Here is a 20,101-nt window from a genome sequence, read left to right on the forward strand (position 1 = left end):
CCGACGTCGTCCTGCCGAAAGCCCATGGGCTTTCGGCAGGACGACGTCGAATTTGCGGAGAGTGGGGAGGAGCAATCAGCGCAGCGCGGCGGTGCGCACCACGAAGGACGTCGTCTCGAGCTTGGTGGTCGCCGAGCCCGAGAAGCTGTCGCAGGACATGCCCTGCATCGGATCGTCCGTGAAGCCCATCGCGATGACGGCCTGGGGCTTGACGAAATAGGCGCGCATCGCGGCCATGTCGACATCGCCCATCAGCGTCACCGACATCGAGCGGCTGGCGCTCGGCGCCAGCATCACGATCTTGAGCCACATGCTCTCGCCCTTGGCGGCGGAGAGTCGCGTCGAGGTGGCGATCATGCCCTGCGCGCCCTTCGCAACGACGGTGTTGATCTCGGTCGCCTGGGCGAGGCTGCGGGTCGCGGAACTGGGGCGGCCCGCGCGCGGGATCGGCGCGGAGGCGGCGACGACGTTGGCGCGGTCAACCGGAGAAGCGGCGGCCGGCGCATAGGCCAGCGCCTGGTAGGCCGAGGAAGAAACGCTTGCGGTCGCCTGCGGATCGGTCGCCGAGGCCAGCGCCTGGCGTGCCCTGAGCGCCGCGACCTGGGCCGGCGTCGCCTGCTGTGGAGCCGCCGGCGCATCCCAGAAGCCGCGGGCGTTGATGATGTCGGCGGGCGTCTGCGGCTTCGTTTCAGTTGATTTGGCCTCAGCCGATTTGTCGGCGGCAGGAGCTGCCTTCGGCTTGGCCGGCTGCACGACCTGCATGTCGGCCGCGGCGAGTTGGAGCGCGGCCGCAACTTGCGGCTTGGCGCGCGGCGTCGGCACCGGATCGGCGGTCTTCTCAGTGGTCTTGGCAGGCGCGGCTGCCGCAACCACGGTCGGCGCCGCCGGCTTCGCACTGACGGCCGGCGCGCCCTCGTCATCCTCGTCGCTGCTGGGGGCCGACTTGCCCCTGAACAGCGCCGCCAGGAAGCCCGGCTTGCCGATCGTCGCGGCGTCGTCGCCATTGCCGCGCCGCTCGATGTCGGCCCTGGCGAGCTCATAGCCCTTCAGCGGCGTGCCATCGGTCGGCAGGTGCACCGTACGGCCGTCCGGGAAGACACGGGCGAGCTGGTCATGCGTCATGCGCGGCCAGTGCCGGATGCTGCCGGTGTCCAGATGTACGAAAGGCGAGCCGGAGGTCGGGTAGAAGCCGACACCGCCGCGTTGCAGGCGGAGCCCCGCGAAGCGGATCTGCTCCAGTGGCACGCCGGGAATGTAGAAGTCCATCGCATGGCCCAGCATGTGCTGGCTGAAGCGCGCCACTCCTGATGAGCGGCGGCGGAGCATGGCGTTGGTGGCGGGGGAGCGGTAGGAGGAGACGATCTGGATCGGCTGCTTGCCGTCGACGTCGCGATAGACTTCCCAGAGGATATCGAAGAGGTGGCGGTCCATCACGGTCTCGTCCTGGCTGCGCCAGTCACGGAGATAGTGATTGAGCTGCTTCAGCGCGGCCTCGTCATAGCGCCCGTCGCGCTTGAAGGTGACGGTGAGGTCTTCGCCGGAATGGGTATGGTGGAAGGAGAGGGTGCGGGTCTCGTTCAGCGCGGTCGCATCGTGAACGGAGCCGGCGCCGGCAAGCAAAAGCAGCGAGGTCAGGCCGATCCGGGATCCGGCCCTGATTCCCGCATGGGACAACGACACCGCAACGAATTGGCGTGCGAAACCAGCCAGCACGAATGAGCCCACCCAGTCGACGAGCGTTCAATGGACTCTCCCGCCAACCCCGCTAGCGCGCGAAAGAGGATGAACGCTTTCTTAAAGCGAGAAGGTTAATTTGAAGTTTACCTTCCCGCCCCCAACCCCAACGAAATCCCAAGAGGGATCCCAAGTTGAAAACCCAAGTCGAAAACCCAAGTCGAAAAACCCAAGTCAGGGTACAGACCTAACCGGTCGAGTGTGGCGAAAAAACGCCCCTCGCGGCGGATCTGGTGGAGAATGGTTAACGTTAAACGATCCCGTCAGATGACGGGACCGTTGATTTCATTGAGGAATTTATTCTTAGGCGCGAGGCCCGCTGGTAGGGATCAGCGGGTGAAAACGCGCTGTTGACGCCGGCCGACCGGAGCCGGCGGCGGGGTCGGCGCGCCGAACAGCCGCTCGAAGAACGACGGGCCGGACGAAAAGCCGCCACCGAAGCCACTGTTCGCCACCGCGACGCCGGAGGGCAGGGTCGTGGCAGGCCGCGAGTAGCTCGGCTGGGAATGCGCGACGACGTTCTCGAGGTCCTTGCCGCGGCCGTTCTTCAGGATGTTGATCATGGTCGCGTCGCGGCCATAGACGTCCTTGCGGAATTGCAGCTTGCCGCCGTCATCCACGAACGCGGTCTGGTAGGTGATGTTGACCGGGATCGGGGTGGGGAATTTCAGGTCGATCTCGCTGGAGCCGTACATGCCGCGGATGCGCTCCGGCGTGTAGTGCTCGTTCGGCATCGCGATATTGAGCAGCACCGAGGCATACTGATCCGGATTCTGCACCCGCATGCAGCCATGACTGAATGCACGGTCTTCCCTAGCGAACAGATGCTTGTCCGGCGTGTCGTGCTGATAGACCAGGAACTTGTTCGGGAAGTTGAAGCGGATGCGGCCGAGCGCGTTGGCTTCACCCGGCGGCTGCGAGATGTGCACGGAGCCGTCGCGGTTCTGCTCGAGGCGCAGGCCCATGCGCTGGAGCACGGTCGGGTCCTGCTGCAGTGCCGGCAGATATTCGTTGTAGACGATCGACGGCGGCACGTTCCAGGTCGGGTTGACCGTGATGTACTTCATCGTCTCGCTGAGCAGCGGGGTGGCGTGCGTGCCCGGCTTGCCGGTGACGACGCGGGTGGTCCAGACCTGCTGTCCGCGCTGCATCACCTTCAGCGTGTAGTCGGGAATGTTGAGGATGACATAGGCGTCGCCGAGCGACGGCACGCCGAGGTCGCGCGGCAGCCAGCGCCAGCGCTCCATGTTCGCGAGCACGGTGTCGATCTGCTTGTCGCGCTTCGGGCTGTTCAGCGCCCTCACGGTCGGCGCATCGAGCACGCCGGTCGCCTTCATCTCGGCGCCGTCCTGGAGTTTCCGCACGGCTTCCGCAACCGTTGCGTCATAGTGGTCGTCGTTGGCGTTCTCGGTGATGCCGAGCTTGGCGCGGAGCTGCGGCACGCGCGGATCCTGCACTACGACTTCCGCCTGCTTCTTGCCGCGCGCCGGCGTATACTTCAGCGCCGGGCCATCGGTGATCTCGATCACCGGGCCTTCGCCCTGGCCGCGGAGCTGGGCGAGCTTCGCCTTGAGCTCCTTGTAGAGCTTCTGCGGCGGGTTGTAGCTGTCGAGCGTCGCCGACGCATCAGTCGCGGTCGTGACCTTGGTCAGCACCTCGCTCGGGTCGATCGGATGCTCGGGATAGAGGATATCGGCGCTGACCTGCGACCAGTGCATGCGGCCGCTCTGCGCCTGGCGCGCATAGTCCAGCATGCTGGCGGTGAGCTTGAGCTCGGCCTCGGCGAGCGCATCGGGCGTCGTGGCCGCGGCGAAATCCGGTACCGGGTAGTCGGCGGCGTTGAGGCCGTCGGAGGCCGCATCCTTCAGCCGCGCGATCACGCCCTTGGCGGCGGCGGAGAGGCTGCCGCCCTGCGTCCAGACCGGCGCGAAGTCGCGCCCGCCGTAAAACTTCTCGACGGCGGCGCGCTCGTTCTTGCGATCGAAATAGCGCGAGCTCTTGGCGCTGAGCGCGTCCTTGATCTTGTCGGCAACCGGCTGGTCGGCGGCGGGAACGTTGCTCGCGGCCTTCACCGGCTCGGAGGCCGGCTCCTTGGCGACATCCTTCGGCGGCTCGGCTGGTGCTGCAGCGGTCGCAGGCGCCGCGGGAGCGGCCGGCGCGGTCGCAGCCTCGGTTTTCGTCGGTTCAGTTTTGGCGGGTTCGGACTTCGCCGTCTCGCTCTTCGGCGCCTCAGTGGCGGGCGTCGTGGCGACGTCGGAAGGTTTGGTCTCTACTTTCTCGGGCGCCGTTGTGGCTTCCGCCTTCACGGGCTCCTTGCTGGTCGCGTCCTTGGCCGGCTCCTGCACCGTGGCCGTGGTGTCGAGCTTGATGTCGGCGGCGGTCGGCGGCGGGACGTTGGCCGGTTCGGGGCGCGGGATCGCGGCTTCGATCGCGAGCTCCGCGGCGCTGCTGCGCGCCTGGTCCTGGGCCAGGGCCGAAGTGGCGGACACCGTGAGGAAGGTCGCCGCGACCGTCATCAGCACGCGGTCGAAGCCTGCACGGTGGTTCAAACAGTCACGCATTGTGTCGCACCCCGGGTGAACTGCCCCTCTTGGAGCAGCTTCGTTATCGTCTATGAGCTTCGGCTAACCGCGCCGGCTTCTCGAAAGTTGCACGCCTGCACGCCACGACTCTCTATACGTACGCAGACGATATACAGGCCCCGTTTTTGCAGCCAGCGCTACCCGGGACAACTCACGACAAACTGACTTCAAGGAAGCCTCTTGGCAACGGATTGTGCGCTTCTGCCACGCGCTTTTCCCTTTGTCTGTCACTTCCCGGTCACGGTTCAAATCGTACGCAATGCGAAGGACTTGCGCTCCGTTTGGGCCACAATAGAGAACGTCGTTGCGCGAGCCCGCTCAGTGCGTCTCCTCACCGCTTTTGCCGCCATGTCCTTGGACTCCGGCTTCGTCGAGTTTGCGGTAGAGCGTGGAGCGGCCAATTTTGAGGCGGCGCGCGACCTCCGACATCTGTCCGCGGTAATGCGAGATCGCGAAGCGGATGATTTCGTTTTCCATTTCCTCCAGGGGCCGTACTTCTCCGGTGCTGGTCAGCATCGCGAGCGAGCCGGCGGCAGGCAACGGGGCGATCGGTATTTCGTTACCTGAGATCATGGCGGGGACTGTGGACGCGACCGGCTCCAGGATCAGCGGGGCCGTCGGGGCGTCGCTCATCTGATGCGGATGCCCGGCGAGCAGCGGGAAATCGTCCAGACCAAGCTGGTCGCCCTCGCTCATGACCACCGCGCGATAGACCGCGTTCTCGAGCTGGCGGATGTTGCCGGGCCAGTCGAGCGTGGCGAGATGCGCCATCGCCTCGCCGCTGATGCCGGTGATCGGGCGGTTCTCTTCGGCAGCGAACCGCGCCAGGAAATGCCGCAAGAGATGCGGGATGTCCTCGCGCCGCGCGCGCAGGCTTGGGATCGTCAGCGGCAGCACGTGAAGGCGGTAGAACAGGTCCTCGCGGAAGTGGCCCTGCTTCACCCGGTCCAGGAGCTTGCGGTTGGTCGCGGAGATGATGCGGACGTCGACCTTGACCGGCTTGCGGCCGCCGACGGCCTCGACCGCGCTTTCCTGCAGCGCGCGCAACAGCTTGACCTGCGCGGTCAGCGGCAGCTCGCTGACCTCGTCCAGAAACAGGGTGCCGCCATGGGCCTCGACGAATTTGCCGGCGTGCCGTTCGGTCGCGCCGGTGAAGGCGCCCTTCTCATGGCCGAACAGGATCGATTCGACGAGATTGTCGGGAATCGCGCCGCAATTGACCGCGACGAACGGCTTTGCCTTGCGCTCGCCGCTGCCATGGATGGCGCGCGCGAACATCTCCTTGCCGACGCCGGAGTCGCCTTCGATCAGGACGGGAATCGAAGAATTTGCCGCCTTCTGCGCGGCACGCATCACATGCGCCATCGCGTCGCTGCGCGTGATGATGTCGGAAAACGTCAGCCGGCCCTCGCGGCTGTGCCGGATGCGCTGCAATTCGCCCTTCAGCGCGGACGCGTTGAGCGCGTTGCGCAAGGAGACCTGGAGCCGCTCCATGCCGACCGGCTTGACCACGAAGTCGGCCGCGCCTGCACGCATCGCCGAGATCACGTTGTCGATGCCGCCATGCGCGGTCTGTACGATGACGGGCACGCTGAGGCCCGCCTCGCGGATCTTTGCCAGGACGCCCATACCGTCGAGGCCGGGCATCACGAGATCGAGGATGACGGCGTCGACCGCCGGTGCGTCGGGGGCGGTGAGGGCGGCCAGCGCGGCATCGCCGGAATCGACGATGATCGTTTCATAGCCGCATTTCTGCACCATGTTCTCGACCAGGCGGCGCGCGACGGCGTCGTCATCGGCAATCAAAATACTGGCAGCCATGGTGTTCCCCGCACGCTACAACTATCTGTCTCGAATCGGGGCACTCTGGCCGAAGCCGATTAACGCACTCTTAAACCTTGCTGACCCCATCCATTGCGAACGTTGAACACAGGTTTCCAGCACAATGACTTCGCGCTTCAAGTCCCCTCTTAACAAGTCCGCTCTTAACAAGCCCGCTTCTAGCACGTCTGTTCTCCGCAAGCCGAACACCAGAAAAGCCACCGCCAAAGCAAAACCCTCCGGCAAAGCTCCAACCAAAGCCGGCAAGCTTCCGGAGTGGAACCTCGCCGATCTCTATTCCGGGATCACCGCGCCGGAAGTGGCGCGCGATCTGGAGAAGATGGATGCCGATTGCGTCGCGTTCGAGACCGACTACAAGGGCAAGCTCGCGACAGGGACAGCAAAGGAAGATGGCGGAAAATGGCTCGCGGAGGCCGTGCGGCGTTACGAGGCGATCGACGATCTCGCCGGCCGGCTCGGCTCCTTTGCCGGGCTCGTGCATGCCGGCGACAGTGTTGATCCCAAGATTTCAAAGTTTTACGGCGACGTGTCGGAGCGGCTGACGGCCGCCTCCACCCATCTTCTGTTCTTCGCGCTCGAGCTCAACCGGATCGATGACGATATTTTGACCCGCGCGATGCAGGCTTCCGAGCTCGCGCATTACCGCCCCTGGATCGAGGATCTGCGCAAGGAGAAGCCGTATCAGCTCGACGACAAGCTCGAGCAGCTCTTCCTGGAAAAGGCGCAGACCGGCTATTCGGCCTGGAACAGGCTGTTCGACCAGACCATCTCCGGCCTGCGCTTCAAGGTCGGCGCCAAAGAGCTTGCGATCGAGCCGACGCTGAATCTCCTGCAGGACCGCGACGGCGCCAAGCGCAAGACCGCGGCGGAAGCCTTGGCAAAAACCTTCAAGGCCAATGAGCGTACCTTCGCGCTGATCACCAACACGCTTGCCAAGGACAAGGACATCTCCGACCGCTGGCGCGGCTTCAAGGACGTCGCGGATTCCCGCCATCTGAACAACCGCGTCGAGCGCGAGGTGGTGGATGCACTGGTCGCCTCGGTGCGCGCGGCCTATCCGAGACTGTCGCATCGCTACTACGGACTGAAGGCGCGCTGGTTCAAGAAGAAGCGGCTCGCCTATTGGGATCGCAACGCGCCGCTGCCCTTTGCCGCGACCGACACCATTGCCTGGCCCGAGGCGAGGAACATGGTGCTGACGGCCTATCGCGGCTTCTCGCCCAAGATGGCCGACATCGCCGAGCGCTTCTTCAGCGATCGCTGGATCGATGCGCCGGTCCGTCCCGGCAAGGCGCCGGGCGCCTTCTCGCATCCGACCACGCCGTCGGCGCACCCTTACGTGCTGATGAACTATCAGGGCAAGCCGCGCGACGTGATGACGCTTGCGCACGAGCTCGGCCACGGCGTGCACCAGGTGCTGGCGGCCAGGAACGGCGCGCTGATGGCGCCGACGCCGCTGACGTTGGCCGAGACCGCCAGCGTCTTCGGGGAGATGCTCACGTTCAAGCGGCTCCTTGCACAGACCAAGAATGCAAAACAGCGCCAGGCGCTGCTCGCCGGCAAGGTCGAGGACATGATTAACACCGTGGTGCGGCAGATCGCGTTCTATTCGTTCGAGCGCGCCGTGCATAGCGAGCGCAAGAATGGCGAGCTCACCGCGACCCGCCTCGGCGAGATCTGGCTTTCGGTGCAGGGCGAAAGCTTGGGTCCCGCGATCGAGATCAAGGCGGGCTACGAGAATTACTGGATGTACATCCCGCACTTCATCCATTCGCCGTTCTATGTCTACGCCTATGCGTTCGGCGACTGCCTCGTGAACTCGCTCTATGCGGTCTACGAGAATGCCGCTGAGGGCTTTGCCGAGCGCTATCTCGACATGCTCGCTGCCGGCGGCACCAAGCATTATTCCGAGCTGCTGCGCCCGTTCGGGCTCGATGCCAAGGATCCCAAGTTCTGGGACGGCGGCCTGAGCGTCATCGCCGGCATGATCGACGAGCTGGAGGCGATGGGCTGAAGCGGCCTGGCCGCGTCAGCCCTCTCAACGGGATTGGTCCGCGTCTCATGGCTGCGACATTTTTTCGCGAGCTCGGCTATGAGCTCGTGGACGCAGTGCCGCAGGTGCCTCCCGTCTCGGTGGAACCGGTCTCGAACGACGTCATTGCCCTGCAGTTCAGCGCATCTTGCAGCCTTCGCGCCCTCTTTTTTCTTTTTCAGCCCGCGCATTTCCAGGCGACCTTCGAGACAGGTCTGGAGACCCTGCTACGTGGGATTGAACGTTCGCGCGGGCGGCAAGACTAATTCGTATAAGGTTTTCAAAGTCCATTTTACAACCAGTGATTGCTTATCGCTCTACCGTTGGGGGAGAGCATGCTTGATCAGGTCCAGTCGACTGCCCCGCTAGAAGCCCGGAAAGCCGCATCCGCCGACGATAGGCCCTGGTGCGAAAAGCATGACCGGATCGTTCGCGACGAGATCGAAGCCATCAACACGCGTCGCGAGGGCACGCGCCAGCTCCGGATCGACGATCTGCAACCCTGCCAGATGCTCGACGTCACGGGCCTCGCCCTGTCCGGTGGCGGGATCCGCTCCTCGGCCCTCTGTCTCGGCGTTCTCCAGGCGCTGAACCATCACAACCTGTTCGGCCGGATCGACTATTTGTCGACCGTATCGGGCGGCGGATATATCGGCACCTCGCTCGGTGCGACGATGACCGTCGCAAGACGCTTTGTTTTCGGAGAACGGCCGGCGGGCGACACGGCGACCGCCTGCGAGATCAGCGATACGCCGTCGGTCGGGCACATCAGGAACTACTCCAACTATCTGATCCCCGCCGGCGTGCGCGATCTCCTGACCGGGATAGCGATCGTGGTGCGCGGGTTGATCGCCAATATCGGCCTCACCCTGCCGATCGTCCTGATGCTGGCTGCGGTCACGATCTGGTCGACGCCGACGCGTCATTGCCTGACAGTCGCGACCCTGTTCGGCGTCGCCATCAGCGATGACAAATTGTGTGAGCTGCACGATTTCAGCATCGTGAACCGTTACGGGTTTACGACTGTCGGCGCCGTTCTCGCGCTGATCCTGCTTGCCTGTAGCGGGCTGACCTATCTGAGTTCTCGGTCCGAGAGGGGAAGCGGGCCAAGCATCGTATTCGCCTATCTCGCCGGCATCGCGCTCCTCGTCGGCGTCGCCTGCGACTTCGCCCGCCTGCTTCAGGTGAAGAACTTCGCTTTGACGCTGGCGATCGGGATTCTCGGGGTCGTCCTATTCTTCATTTGGGCAGTTGTCCGATCATTTGCCAGTCCGGAGAAGCGTCAGGAATTCCGCTCGCACCTGCCAAGCGCAGGCGCAACCTTCCTCGTGGTGCTGGCAGTGAACGCCTTCTTCGAATTTCAGCCCTTCATGCTGCGCGAAATGTTCGATGCGGCCGATAGCAGCGTGATCGGCGGGCCGGTTGCCGGCGCTACGATCACCTGGATCAAGTCGCTCGCAGCCATTGCCGCGCCGATCGGCGTGTTCGTCACGGCTTTCCGGCAGCAGTTCGCCGAGCTCCTGAAGGGAAACGGCGTGTCCTCGCAGTGGGGATCGCTGGTGCTTGCAATCGTCGCCAAGGCCGCACTCTGGATCGCAGGCCTGGCGTTGCCTCTGATCATCTGGGTCGCGTACTTGTATTTGTCGTACTGGGGTATCGCCAATGACCTGTTCGAACGATGCCCACCGTCCCCCACCCAGCGCGAATGCCTCGTCAGTGCCAGGTCGGCCGCTTCCTCGCAGGGAAGCCTCGCCGGCAAAATCCAGTTCGACGCAGATTCCGGGACCTTGTCCGCCGAAATCAAACCGAAGGCAGCGCCCCGCGTTGTGGATGACACGGAGCGGCTGACGCCGACCTGGCACGCCCCCGGATGGCTGCTGTCCGCCGCAAAGCGGGTGGGCGACATCTTCCACGCACAATTCCCTAGCCAGTTCCAGGGGAAGGCTTCAGAGCTTGCTTATTCCTTCAGTCTGCCGATGGTCATCCTGTATGTCTTGACGGGCGCCTTGCTGTTGATCGTCTCGTTGCTTCTGACGCCGAACGCGAACTCACTGCACAGGCTCTACCGTGACCGGCTGAGCAAGGCGTTCCTGTTCGATCCGACCCGGTCCGCCGACGGCGATATCGCGCGCGCGGAAGCCAGTCTCGACCAGGGCCGCGATTTCAAGCCGCTCGACCGCATGAAGCTGAGCGACCTCTATGCCGTCGCCAACGCCGACGACCCGAATGCCGGGCCGAAGCTGAGCGCGCCCTACCACCTGATCAACACCGCGCTGAACATCCAGGGATCGGATTTCGCCAACAGGCGCGGCCGCAATGCCGACTTCTTCGTGTTTTCGCCGCGCAACGTCGGCAGCGAGGCGACCGGATACGCGACGACCCTGGCCCTCGAGAAAGTCGAGCAAAGTCTCGACCTTGCTACCGCCATGGCGATCTCGGGAGCTGCAGCATCCTCCAACATGGGATCGAGCTCGATCAAGGCTTTGACGCCGACGCTCGCCCTTCTCAACGTACGGCTCGGCTATTGGCTGCGGAATCCGCGTTACGTGAATGCGCGCTCGTTCCATCGTTTCTCGCCGCTCTATTTCTGGTCCGAAATCTCCGGTCGCCTCTACGAGAACAGCGATGGGGTTTATCTCACCGACGGTGGGCACATCGAAAATCTCGGCGTCTACGAGCTGTTGCGCCGGCGTTGCAGAGTGATCGTCGCCGTGGACGCAGAGGCGGACACGCCCATGAATTTTGCTTCGCTGATGACGCTGCAGCGCTACGCCCGCATCGATCTCGGCGTCAGGATCGATCTGCCGTGGACGCCGATCCGCGAGCGCACGCGTGCGTTGATGGCGCGCAATACCAGCGGCGAGCCGCCCCCTTGTCAGCATCGGCGTGATGATGGGCCGCAGGATGACGTTCACGTCGCGATCGGCACGATCGACTATGGCGGCGGCGACCAAGGTTTTCTCGTCTACATCAAGTCGTCCCTGACCGGTGACGAGAACGACTACATTCGCGACTATGCGCGGCGCCACGCCACCTTCCCGCACGAGACCACGGGCGATCAGTTCTTCTCCGAGGAGCAGTTCGAGGTCTACCGCGCGCTCGGGTTCCACATGACCCACGGCTTCCTGTGCGGCGACAATCCCGTGGCGGTCGGGTCCGGCGTCGATCCCCGCACAGCCAGATTTACCGACGTCGGCGAGCCGGCGATCGACGCCGTCCGCGGGGCGCTCGGCTTGCCGGTGCAGCAGCCTCAAATTGCGCCCGTCATGGTCACCGCGCTTGATCAGGGCTAGGCGGCGGCCGTCTTCCCCGGTCCCGACAATCAGGATTCCAAATGAGCCGATTTGCGGGAAAACTGCGCAGCTGTGCCGTTGCCCTGCCCGGCGGATTGCGGTAATGCCAGCCGGGAATTCGACTTTCGACTGGGGACATCCATGGCTGACCATAGCGAAGTGGCGTACACCACCGCCGACGGCAACGACTACGTTGCCCACGAGCAGACCTATGAGGGCTTCATCAAGCTGGTGAAGTATGGCACGGCCACGGTCGCGCTCATCGTCATCCTGATGGCGATCTTCCTGACCTGATCCATCGTCGGCTGCACCGCCAAAGGCGGCGGTTGCTCAGAAAATTTGCATCCAAGCCGGTTCTAAAACCGGTATCCAACGTTGCGGGAGTAACGCTAAGTTCGCGTGCGCGCTTTCCCGCGCCGCCGGAGGGCCCATGAAGATTGCCGTTGCCAAGGAAATCGATCCGTCCGAGCCGCGGGTCGCCGCTTCGCCGGATACGGTGAAGAAGTTCAAGGCTCTGGGCGCCGAGATCGCCGTCGAGCCCGGTGCCGGCGTCAAGTCGGGCCTGCTCGATTCCGACTACACCGCCGCCGGTGCCACCGTCAGTGCCGATGCGCTTGCTGATGCCGACATCATCATCAAGGTGAAGCGCCCCGAGGCGTCCGAGCTTGGCCAGTACAAGCGCGGCGCGCTGGTCGTCGCCATCATGGACCCCTACGGCAATGACACCGCGCTGAAGACGATGGCCGATGCCGGTATCGCTGCCTTCGCCATGGAGCTGATGCCGCGCATCACGCGCGCCCAGGTGATGGACGTGCTGTCGTCGCAGGCGAACCTTGCCGGCTACCGTGCCGTGATCGAGGGCGCCGAAGCCTTCGGTCGCGCCTTCCCGATGATGATGACCGCGGCCGGCACCGTGCCCGCCGCAAAAGTGTTCGTGATGGGCGTCGGCGTCGCCGGCCTCCAGGCGATCGCGACCGCGCGCCGTCTCGGCGCCATCGTTACCGCGACCGACGTGCGCCCTGCCACCAAGGAGCAGGTCGAATCGCTCGGTGCCAAATTCCTTGCCGTCGAGGACGAGGAGTTCAAGAACGCGCAGACCGCCGGCGGCTACGCCAAGGAAATGTCCAAGGAGTACCAGGCCAAGCAGGCCGCGCTGACCGCCGAGCACATCAAGAAGCAGGACATCGTGATCACGACGGCGCTGATCCCGGGCCGGCCCGCGCCGAAGCTCGTCAGTGCGGAGATGGTCAAGTCGATGAAGCCGGGTTCGGTGCTGGTCGACCTCGCCGTCGAGCGCGGCGGCAATGTCGAGGGCGCCAAGCCGGGCGAGGTCGTCGATCTCGATGGCATCAAGATCGTCGGCTACACCAATGTCGCCGGCCGCGTCGCCGCGTCGGCCTCCGGCCTCTACGCGCGCAACCTGTTTTCCTTCATCGAGACCATGATCGACAAGAAAGAGAAGAAGCTTGCCGTGAACTGGGACGACGAGCTCGTGAAGGCGACCGCGCTGACCAAGGACGGCGCCGTCATCCACCCGAACTTCCAGCCGAAAGCCTAGAGGAGAGAAACCATGGAGCATGTCGCACAGGTCGTCGATCCCTTCATCTTCCGGCTGTCGATTTTCGTGCTGGCGGTGTTCGTCGGCTATTTCGTGGTGTGGTCGGTGACCCCGGCGCTGCATACGCCGCTGATGAGCGTCACCAACGCGATCTCCTCGGTGATCGTGGTCGGCGCGCTGCTCGCGGGCGGCGTTGCGAATGTGTCGAGCGGCTCGGGCTGGGCGCGGGGCTTCGGCTTCGTCGCGCTGATCTTTGCCTGCATCAATATCTTCGGCGGCTTCCTTGTCACCCAGCGCATGCTGGCGATGTACAAGAAGAAGGCCAAGTAAGCGGCCACCTCGGGCTGATGGGATAGATGGGGACCTGAGATGAACGCCAATCTCTCTGCATTGTTGTATCTCGTGGCGGGGGTGCTGTTCATCCTGTCACTGCGCGGGCTGTCGAGCCCGGCCTCTTCGCGCCAGGGCAATCTGTTCGGCATGATCGGCATGGCGATCGCGGTCGCCACCACGCTTGCCAACCATCCGCCGGCCGACGGCCTTGCCTGGCTGCTCGTCATCGTCGGCATCGCCATTGGTGCCGCGATCGGCGCGGTCATCGCACGCCGCGTGCCGATGACCTCGATGCCGGAGCTGGTCGCGGCCTTCCACTCGCTGGTCGGCATGGCCGCGGTGCTGGTCGCCGCCGGCGCGTTCTATGCGCCGGAAGCCTTCGACATCGGCACTCCCGGCAACATCCACACCCAGAGCCTGGTCGAAATGTCGCTCGGCGTCGCCATCGGCGCGCTGACCTTCACCGGCTCGGTGATCGCGTTCCTGAAGCTGTCGGCCCGCATGAGCGGCGCGCCGATCATCCTTCCGGCGCGGCATGTCATCAACATCGCGCTCGCGGTCGCGCTGGTCGCCTGCATCGTCGGGCTCGTGGTCACCGGCAGCCCGGTATTCTTCTGGCTCAACGTTATCCTGGCGCTCGCGCTCGGCGTGCTCATGATCATCCCGATCGGCGGCGCCGACATGCCGGTCGTGATCTCGATGCTGAACTCCTATTCGGGATGGGCCGCGGCCGGCATCGGCTTCACGCTCGGCAACTCCGCGCTGATCATCACCGGCGCGCTGGTCGGTTCATCCGGCGCGATCCTGTCCTACATCATGTGCCACGCGATGAACCGGTCCTTCATCTCGGTCATCCTCGGCGGCTTCGGCGGCGAGACCGCGGCGGCCGGCGGCGCGACCGGTGAGCAGAAGCCGGCGAAGCTCGGTTCGGCCGACGATGCCGCCTTCATCATGAAGAATGCTTCCAAGGTCATCATCGTGCCCGGCTACGGCATGGCGGTGGCGCAGGCCCAGCACGCGTTGCGCGAGATGGCGGACATGCTGAAGAAGGAAGGCGTCGAGGTGAAGTACGCGATCCACCCGGTCGCGGGCCGCATGCCCGGCCACATGAACGTGCTCCTGGCCGAAGCCAACGTGCCCTATGACGAGGTGTTCGAGCTCGAGGACATCAACTCCGAATTCGCGCAGGCCGACATCGCCTTCGTGATCGGCGCCAACGACGTCACCAACCCTGCCGCCGAAGAGGACAAGACCTCGCCGATCTACGGCATGCCGGTGCTCCAGGTCTGGAAGGCGGGCACGGTGATGTTCATCAAGCGCTCGCTGGCCTCGGGTTACGCCGGCATCGACAATCCGCTGTTCTATCGCGACAACACCATGATGCTGCTCGGCGACGCCAAGAAGGTCACCGAGAACATCGTCAAGGCGATGTAACAACGCGCTAGGAGCGGACGGTGGCCATCAACAAGGAATGGCACCGGTCCCATCGCATGCCGCCCAAAGCGACACTCAAGGCGGCGACGCGGGCGCAGCGCATCGAATGGCACGTGGCCCACAGGGCGGCGTGCGGTTGCCGCGAGATTCCGGCAAGCATACGGTCCGACGTCCTGAAATTGCTGCGAAGCCGTCGCAAGGCTTGAGCTAAGGATCGGCTGTGCAGCCATGACATTCCTGAAGTGGATCGCGATCGTCATCGCGACCGGCTATCTCGCCGGTCTCGTCGTGCTGTATGTGAGGCAGCGCGACATGCTGTTCCCGATCCCGCCGGTCGGTCGAACGCTGCCTGATGCCGCAGGCTTTCCCGAGGCGGAAGAGCACGTGCTCACGACATCGGACGGCGAAAAGGTCATCATCTGGCACGTGCCGGCAAAGCCTGGCCGTCCCGTGATCCTCTTCTTCCCCGGCAATGGCGATTTTCTTGCCGGCCTCGTCAGCCGCTTCAGGGCGATGACGGCTGACGGCACCGGCCTCGTCGCGCTGTCCTATCGCGGCTATGCCGGCTCCGGCGGTGCGCCGAGCGAACAGGGCCTGCTGCGCGATGCCGCGGCCGCCTATGCCTTCACCACCGCGCGCTATGCGGCGGAACGGATCGTCGTCTGGGGCTTCTCGCTTGGGAGCGGCGTGGCCGTCGCGGTTGCATCCGAGCATCCGATAGGCAAATTGATCCTGGAAGCGCCGTACACCTCGACGGTCGACGTCGCTGCGTCGGCATTCTGGTTCGTTCCGGTCCGCCTCCTGATGCGCGATCGGTTTCGCTCCGACGAGCGGATTGCGCGCGTCACGGTGCCGCTGCTGATCATGCATGGCGCCAATGACCTTGTCATTCCCATTGTCTTCGGAGAGCGTCTGTTCGCGCTCGCGCACGAGCCAAAACAGTTCGTACGCTTTCCGGGCGGCGGACACGATAATCTCGATTCCTTCGGTGCGATCGAAACGGCGAGGCACTTCATTGCATCCTAGACGCCTCGTCCCGAGATGCGTGGGTCCGCTCATCGCTTTGATCTTCGCGCTGTTGCCGCAGCAGGCCTCTGCCGCGGCCGGGCTCGACGGCGCGGCGATGCGCTGGCCCTACGCGCTGCCGTTTGCCGGCCTCCTGCTGTCGATCGCGCTCGGGCCGCTCTTCTTTCCGAAGTTCTGGCATCACCATTACGGCAAGATCGCCGCCGCCTGGTCGGTGCTGGCGCTCATCTCGCTGGTCTGGCTCGCAGGCGGCATGGCGACGCTGGGCGCGCTCGTTCACGCCATGCTTGCCGAATATCTCGGCTTCATCGTGCTGCTGTTCTCGCTCTATGTCGTGGCCGGCGGCATCCTCATCAGCGGCGACATCAAGGGCACGCCGGGAGTCAATACCGGCATCCTCGCGCTGGGTACGCTGATGGCCAGCGTCGTCGGCACCACGGGCGCTGCGATGATCCTGATCCGCCCGCTGATCCGCGCCAATCGACAGCGGCGCACCAACGCCCATGTCGTCATCTTCTTCATCATCCTGGTCGCCAATGTCGGTGGCGCGCTGAGCCCGCTCGGCGATCCCCCGCTGTTCGTCGGCTTCCTGCATGGCGTCGACTTCTTCTGGACCACGCGGAATCTCTGGCTCCAGACGGCGATCGTTGCGGGATTCCTGCTCGCGATCTTCGTCGTCGTCGATGTCTGGCGGTTTCGCGGCGAGCCGTTGTCCACCGGCACAGGACCCGGAGAGCCGCTGAGGCTCCGCGGCCTCATCAATCTCCCGCTGATCGCCGCCATCGTCGCGAGCCTGCTCGTGTCGGCGATGTGGAAACCGGGCATCGCGTTCGACATTCTCGGAACCAGGCTGGAGCTGGAGAGCATCGTCCGCAATGTGGTGCTGCTGGCGATTGCGGGTCTGTCGGTGTGGCTGACGCCCGACGAGCACCGGCAGGCCAATGGCTTCACCTGGGAGCCGATCCGCGAGGTCGCAAAGCTCTTTGCGGCAATCTTCGTCGCCATCATTCCGGTCATCGCCATGCTCGATGCCGGCCATCACGGTGCGTTCGCCTGGCTGTTGTCGGCGGTGACGGCGCCGGACGGGAGCCCGCGCGAGGTGGCCTATTTCTGGTTCACCGGATTGATGTCGGCTTTCCTCGACAATGCGCCGACCTACCTGTTGTTCTTCGAGCTCGCCGGCGGCGATCCGCAGGTGTTGATGAACGAGCTCTCCGGCACGCTTGCCTCGATCTCCATGGGGGCGGTCTACATGGGGGCGCTCACCTATATCGGCAACGCGCCGAATTTCATGGTGAGCAGCATTGCGAACGAGAGCGGCATCGAGATGCCGAGCTTCTTCGGCTATCTGTTGCGCGCGGGCGCGGTGCTGATCCCGCTGTTCCTGCTGCTCACCATCCTGCCGGTTGCGCCGATCCTGCACTGGCATTGAATCTGCTGGCCGATTTGGTACGTCTCGGGTGACGCAACTGGAAGACATTGATGAGCGCGCATAGCCCGATGCCCCGGTCGGCCTGGATCTTTCCCGCGCTGGCCGTGCTGTTGTTCGTTGCCGTGACGGCGGCGGACTACACATTCACGCTGTCGCCCGGCGGCTTCGTTTTCGCAATTGTCCTGTTGGTGATCCTGTTCGGCACGGTGTTCGCGGCCGTTCATCATGCCGAAGTGATCGCCGAACGGGTCGGCGAGCCCTATGGAACGCTGGTGCTGACGCTCGCGGTGACGATCATCGAGGTGGCGCTGATCACCACGATCATGCTGGGCGAGAAGCCGGCCCCGGAGCTGGCGCGCGACACCGTGTTCGCGGTCGTCATGATCGTCTGCAACGGGCTGGTCGGCGTCTGCGTGTTCATCGGCGGCCTGCGCTATCGCGAACAGGGCTTTCAAGTCTCCGGCGCCAACGTCTATCTCAGCGTGCTGTTTGCGCTCGCGACCATCACGCTGATCATGCCGAACTACACGGTCACCACGCCGGGACCGTTCTACTCGTCGATCCAGCTCGGCTTCGTCGACGTCGTCACGCTCGCGCTCTACGGCGTGTTCCTCTACACCCAGACCGTCCTGCACCGGGATTACTTCGTCAACGAGGCCGCGGAAGGCGAGGGCGGTGAGGCCCATCTGTCGGGCGGGCTGTTCCTGCTCAGCGTCGTGCTGCTCCTGATCTCGCTCTTGGCCGTGGTGCTGCTGGCGAAGAAGTTCTCGCTGGTGGTCGACGCGGTCGCAGCCAGGATCGGTGCGCCGCCGGCGTTCGCGGGCCTGCTCGTCGCGCTCCTGATCCTGTTGCCCGAGGGCGTCTCAGCGATTGCCGCTGCGCGCAAGAACGACCTCCAGAAGAGCATCAATCTGGCGCTGGGCTCCTCGCTCGCGACCATCGGGCTGACGATCCCGGCGGTCGGCATCGCCACCTATGCACTCGACAAGGAGCTCGAGCTCGGCCTCAGCCCCCAGGGCAGCGTCCTGCTGCTCCTGACCTTCTTCCTAAGCATGCTGACCTTCGGCACCGGCAGAACCAACGTCCTGTTCGGACTGGTCCATATGGTGGTATTTGCCGTCTACGTGTTCATGGTCTTCGTGCCATAAGCATGATCCGGACCCGGAGGGCCGCGTTAGCGCAAAGTGTGAAGCGGTTTTCCGAAAAGATCATGCGCAAACAACAACCTAAAGCGCGATGACGAATCATCGCGCTTTTGTTGGGGGAACGGGAATGCTGGCCGCCAAATCCGAGGTTCAGGTCGACAACGACGAGGTCCGGGTCACCGAGTGGCGGCTCCCGCCCGGCGGCGCCACCGGTCATCACATTCACGGGATGGACTACGTGATTGTTCCCGTCACCGCGGGTGAGATGACCATCGTGGCACCTACTGGCGAGCGCTCCAAGGCGCAGCTTTCGGCGGGCAAGTCCTACTTCCGCAAGGCCGGTGTCGCGCACGACGTGCTTAACGAAACTGCAACAGAGATCGTGTTCCTTGAAGTCGAGCTGAAACCGTAAAAGTGGCTTGCCAATTGCCACCGATCCGTCGCAGTTGATCCCTTACTATTGCCTCAAAGTTCCCGCATCAGACCGTGTGGGGAGTGGCCGGAATGCTGAAATACCTGACTAAAATCTCCATGGATATCTTCCCCTCGGTGCTCGCGACGATCATCGGGGCGTACATCGTTAATCACTACATCAACGCCCGGCCGGCCCCCGACACTCCCGCTGCCGCGGTTGCCCCTGCCCAGACCAAGAAGGATGCCAAGCCTGCCGAGGTCGCGAATCTCCCCGCGCCCGGAGTGAAGGCCAAGGGCATTTCCGAGAAGGGCATCTCCGAGAAGGGCATTTCCGAGAAGACCGTGACGGACAAGCCGGCGGCCGAGAAGCCGGCTGACAACAAGGCCGCTGACCAGCCGACCGAGACCAAGCCCGCTGACGCCGAGACCGCCGCCGCTCCCGCCACGCCGCGCGGCCGGCCAACGCCTTCCCGCGACAGCAAGGCCATGGCCAAGGCAACGCCTGCCCAGGCCGCCAGTGCCCCGGTCGTTACTGCACCGGCCTCCGAGACCACTCAGGCTCCGGCGTCGACTGGCGCGACCCCTGACGCCAACGATCTCGCCCGCGCAGCGATCGAGCGGCTGCGCAAGTCGCCCGAGGCTGCCCCGCAGGAGACGGCCCATGCGGGCGAAGCCCCGCGCGTTCAGGAGGCGCCACGGCTCGTGACGGCGGCTCCGCCTTCCGTGCGGCCGCTGCCGCCGCCGATCACGGTATCGACGCCGGGTCCGGAGGCTTATGGTTCCCCGACGTCGTCGAACCCGCCTTACACCGCGTCCGTCGGCTCGGATGATGCGAATCGGCTGACACCGCCGGCCGATATCCCGGTCCCGGTGGTGATCGCACCGCCGCTCGATCTGCGGGCCGATGCGGCCGGCCCCATGCCGAAGGCAAAGACCAACGTCGCCGACGAGATGCTGTCAGGCGTCAAGTCGATGTTCCACGCGGTCCTGCCGAAGGGCGTCACCCCCGACTAGTTGTGGCCTGTCAGGAGGTTGTCCATCTGGTCTGAACCGAGGAAGCTGAGGTTGCGAAGCTTCAGTGTTCCAAGGAGAGACCAGATGAACGTCCACAAGAATGCGCCTTTGACGCCCAAAGGTCGAGAGGCGATGGTCCGAAGCGTGGCGCAAGGCGGGCTCAGCCAGGCTGGCGCGGCCGATCTGTTCAATACGACACCGAAGACGGTGGCCAAATGGGTCAAGCGGTTCCGCGCAGAAGGTGTGGAGGGATTGCGTGATC

17 protein-coding genes are annotated in these 20,101 nt (G+C 64.4%); 14 read left to right on the forward strand and 3 right to left on the reverse strand.

What is annotated here, in order from left to right:
* Positions 1–75: 75 nt before the first annotated feature.
* The 3 genes from YUU_RS0107935 to YUU_RS0107945 all read right to left on the reverse strand — a co-directional run bounded on the left by YUU_RS0107935 (position 76) and on the right by YUU_RS0107945 (position 6,137).
* Positions 76–1,713, reverse strand: a complete 1,638-nt coding sequence (locus tag YUU_RS0107935) for a DUF882 domain-containing protein (RefSeq protein ID WP_245287963.1) — start codon at positions 1,711–1,713, stop codon at positions 76–78.
* A 350-nt stretch (positions 1,714–2,063) separates the two neighbouring features.
* The gene (locus tag YUU_RS0107940) at positions 2,064–4,295 is read right to left on the reverse strand and encodes a murein L,D-transpeptidase (protein ID WP_027521925.1); all 2,232 of its coding nucleotides are present in this window, start codon (positions 4,293–4,295) and stop codon (positions 2,064–2,066) included.
* Positions 4,296–4,634: 339 nt separating this feature from the next.
* Positions 4,635–6,137: a sigma-54 dependent transcriptional regulator gene (locus YUU_RS0107945; protein WP_027521926.1), complete on the reverse strand. Its 1,503-nt coding sequence runs from the start codon at positions 6,135–6,137 to the stop codon at positions 4,635–4,637.
* A 124-nt stretch (positions 6,138–6,261) separates the two neighbouring features.
* Between YUU_RS0107945 and YUU_RS0107950 the strand changes: the two genes are divergently transcribed.
* The 14 genes from YUU_RS0107950 to YUU_RS56115 all read left to right on the forward strand — a co-directional run.
* Positions 6,262–8,172 carry a M3 family oligoendopeptidase gene (locus YUU_RS0107950; RefSeq protein ID WP_027521927.1) on the forward strand — a complete coding sequence of 637 codons (1,911 nt, stop codon included), beginning with the start codon at positions 6,262–6,264 and terminating at the stop codon, positions 8,170–8,172.
* 47 nt (positions 8,173–8,219) lie between these two features.
* A complete protein-coding gene (locus YUU_RS0107955) occupies positions 8,220–8,456 on the forward strand; it encodes a hypothetical protein (RefSeq protein ID WP_027521928.1) in 237 nt (78 codons plus the stop codon).
* 69 nt (positions 8,457–8,525) lie between these two features.
* Entirely contained in the window at positions 8,526–11,483 is a 2,958-nt protein-coding gene (locus tag YUU_RS0107960) for a cell division protein (RefSeq protein ID WP_027521929.1), read from the forward strand.
* A gap of 141 nt (positions 11,484–11,624) precedes the next feature.
* Positions 11,625–11,777: an aa3-type cytochrome c oxidase subunit IV gene (locus YUU_RS0107965; protein WP_027521930.1), complete on the forward strand. Its 153-nt coding sequence runs from the start codon at positions 11,625–11,627 to the stop codon at positions 11,775–11,777.
* 136 nt (positions 11,778–11,913) lie between these two features.
* Positions 11,914–13,041, forward strand: coding sequence for a Re/Si-specific NAD(P)(+) transhydrogenase subunit alpha (locus YUU_RS0107970; protein WP_027521931.1), 1,128 nt, complete (start codon positions 11,914–11,916; stop codon positions 13,039–13,041).
* A gap of 12 nt (positions 13,042–13,053) precedes the next feature.
* Complete coding sequence (locus tag YUU_RS0107975; protein WP_027521932.1) at positions 13,054–13,371, forward strand: proton-translocating transhydrogenase family protein; 318 nt, start codon at positions 13,054–13,056, stop codon at positions 13,369–13,371.
* A 39-nt stretch (positions 13,372–13,410) separates the two neighbouring features.
* A complete protein-coding gene (locus YUU_RS0107980) occupies positions 13,411–14,808 on the forward strand; it encodes an NAD(P)(+) transhydrogenase (Re/Si-specific) subunit beta (protein ID WP_027521933.1) in 1,398 nt (465 codons plus the stop codon).
* 20 nt (positions 14,809–14,828) lie between these two features.
* Positions 14,829–15,014 (forward strand): hypothetical protein, encoded by a 186-nt coding sequence (locus YUU_RS0107985; protein ID WP_027521934.1) that lies wholly within the window; start codon positions 14,829–14,831, stop codon positions 15,012–15,014.
* 22 nt (positions 15,015–15,036) lie between these two features.
* The gene (locus YUU_RS0107990; protein ID WP_027521935.1) at positions 15,037–15,834 is read left to right on the forward strand and encodes an alpha/beta hydrolase; all 798 of its coding nucleotides are present in this window, start codon (positions 15,037–15,039) and stop codon (positions 15,832–15,834) included.
* 97 nt (positions 15,835–15,931) lie between these two features.
* On the forward strand, positions 15,932–17,266 hold the full coding sequence (locus tag YUU_RS0107995) for a sodium:proton antiporter (protein WP_371260474.1): 1,335 nt from the start codon (positions 15,932–15,934) through the stop codon (positions 17,264–17,266).
* Between the two features lie 50 nt (positions 17,267–17,316).
* Positions 17,317–18,414, forward strand: a complete 1,098-nt coding sequence (locus YUU_RS0108000) for a calcium:proton antiporter (protein WP_027521937.1) — start codon at positions 17,317–17,319, stop codon at positions 18,412–18,414.
* Between the two features lie 124 nt (positions 18,415–18,538).
* The gene (locus YUU_RS0108005) at positions 18,539–18,823 is read left to right on the forward strand and encodes a cupin domain-containing protein (RefSeq protein ID WP_027521938.1); all 285 of its coding nucleotides are present in this window, start codon (positions 18,539–18,541) and stop codon (positions 18,821–18,823) included.
* Positions 18,824–18,915: 92 nt separating this feature from the next.
* Positions 18,916–19,839: a hypothetical protein gene (locus YUU_RS0108010; protein WP_027521939.1), complete on the forward strand. Its 924-nt coding sequence runs from the start codon at positions 18,916–18,918 to the stop codon at positions 19,837–19,839.
* 84 nt (positions 19,840–19,923) lie between these two features.
* A partial coding sequence (locus tag YUU_RS56115; RefSeq protein WP_035661571.1) for a helix-turn-helix domain-containing protein occupies positions 19,924–20,101 on the forward strand: 178 nt, incomplete at its 3' end.

It is taken from the genome of Bradyrhizobium sp. Ec3.3, assembly GCF_000472925.1.
GTDB lineage: Bacteria > Pseudomonadota > Alphaproteobacteria > Rhizobiales > Xanthobacteraceae > Bradyrhizobium.

Excerpts from the sequence above, each read along its gene's own strand:
- YUU_RS0107940 (WP_027521925.1), bottom strand. The coding sequence starts at position 4,295 with ATGCGTGACTGTTTGAACCACCGTGCAGGCTTCGACCGCGTGCTGATG.
- YUU_RS0107945 (WP_027521926.1), bottom strand. The coding sequence starts at position 6,137 with ATGGCTGCCAGTATTTTGATTGCCGATGACGACGCCGTCGCGCGCCGC.
- YUU_RS0107950 (WP_027521927.1), top strand. The coding sequence starts at position 6,262 with ATGACTTCGCGCTTCAAGTCCCCTCTTAACAAGTCCGCTCTTAACAAG.
- YUU_RS0107955 (WP_027521928.1), top strand. The coding sequence starts at position 8,220 with ATGGCTGCGACATTTTTTCGCGAGCTCGGCTATGAGCTCGTGGACGCA.
- YUU_RS0107960 (WP_027521929.1), top strand. The coding sequence starts at position 8,526 with ATGCTTGATCAGGTCCAGTCGACTGCCCCGCTAGAAGCCCGGAAAGCC.
- YUU_RS0107965 (WP_027521930.1), top strand. The coding sequence starts at position 11,625 with ATGGCTGACCATAGCGAAGTGGCGTACACCACCGCCGACGGCAACGAC.
- YUU_RS0107970 (WP_027521931.1), top strand. The coding sequence starts at position 11,914 with ATGAAGATTGCCGTTGCCAAGGAAATCGATCCGTCCGAGCCGCGGGTC.
- YUU_RS0107975 (WP_027521932.1), top strand. The coding sequence starts at position 13,054 with ATGGAGCATGTCGCACAGGTCGTCGATCCCTTCATCTTCCGGCTGTCG.
- YUU_RS0107980 (WP_027521933.1), top strand. The coding sequence starts at position 13,411 with ATGAACGCCAATCTCTCTGCATTGTTGTATCTCGTGGCGGGGGTGCTG.
- YUU_RS0107990 (WP_027521935.1), top strand. The coding sequence starts at position 15,037 with ATGACATTCCTGAAGTGGATCGCGATCGTCATCGCGACCGGCTATCTC.
- YUU_RS0107995 (WP_371260474.1), top strand. The coding sequence starts at position 15,932 with ATGCGCTGGCCCTACGCGCTGCCGTTTGCCGGCCTCCTGCTGTCGATC.
- YUU_RS0108000 (WP_027521937.1), top strand. The coding sequence starts at position 17,317 with ATGAGCGCGCATAGCCCGATGCCCCGGTCGGCCTGGATCTTTCCCGCG.
- YUU_RS0108005 (WP_027521938.1), top strand. The coding sequence starts at position 18,539 with ATGCTGGCCGCCAAATCCGAGGTTCAGGTCGACAACGACGAGGTCCGG.
- YUU_RS0108010 (WP_027521939.1), top strand. The coding sequence starts at position 18,916 with ATGCTGAAATACCTGACTAAAATCTCCATGGATATCTTCCCCTCGGTG.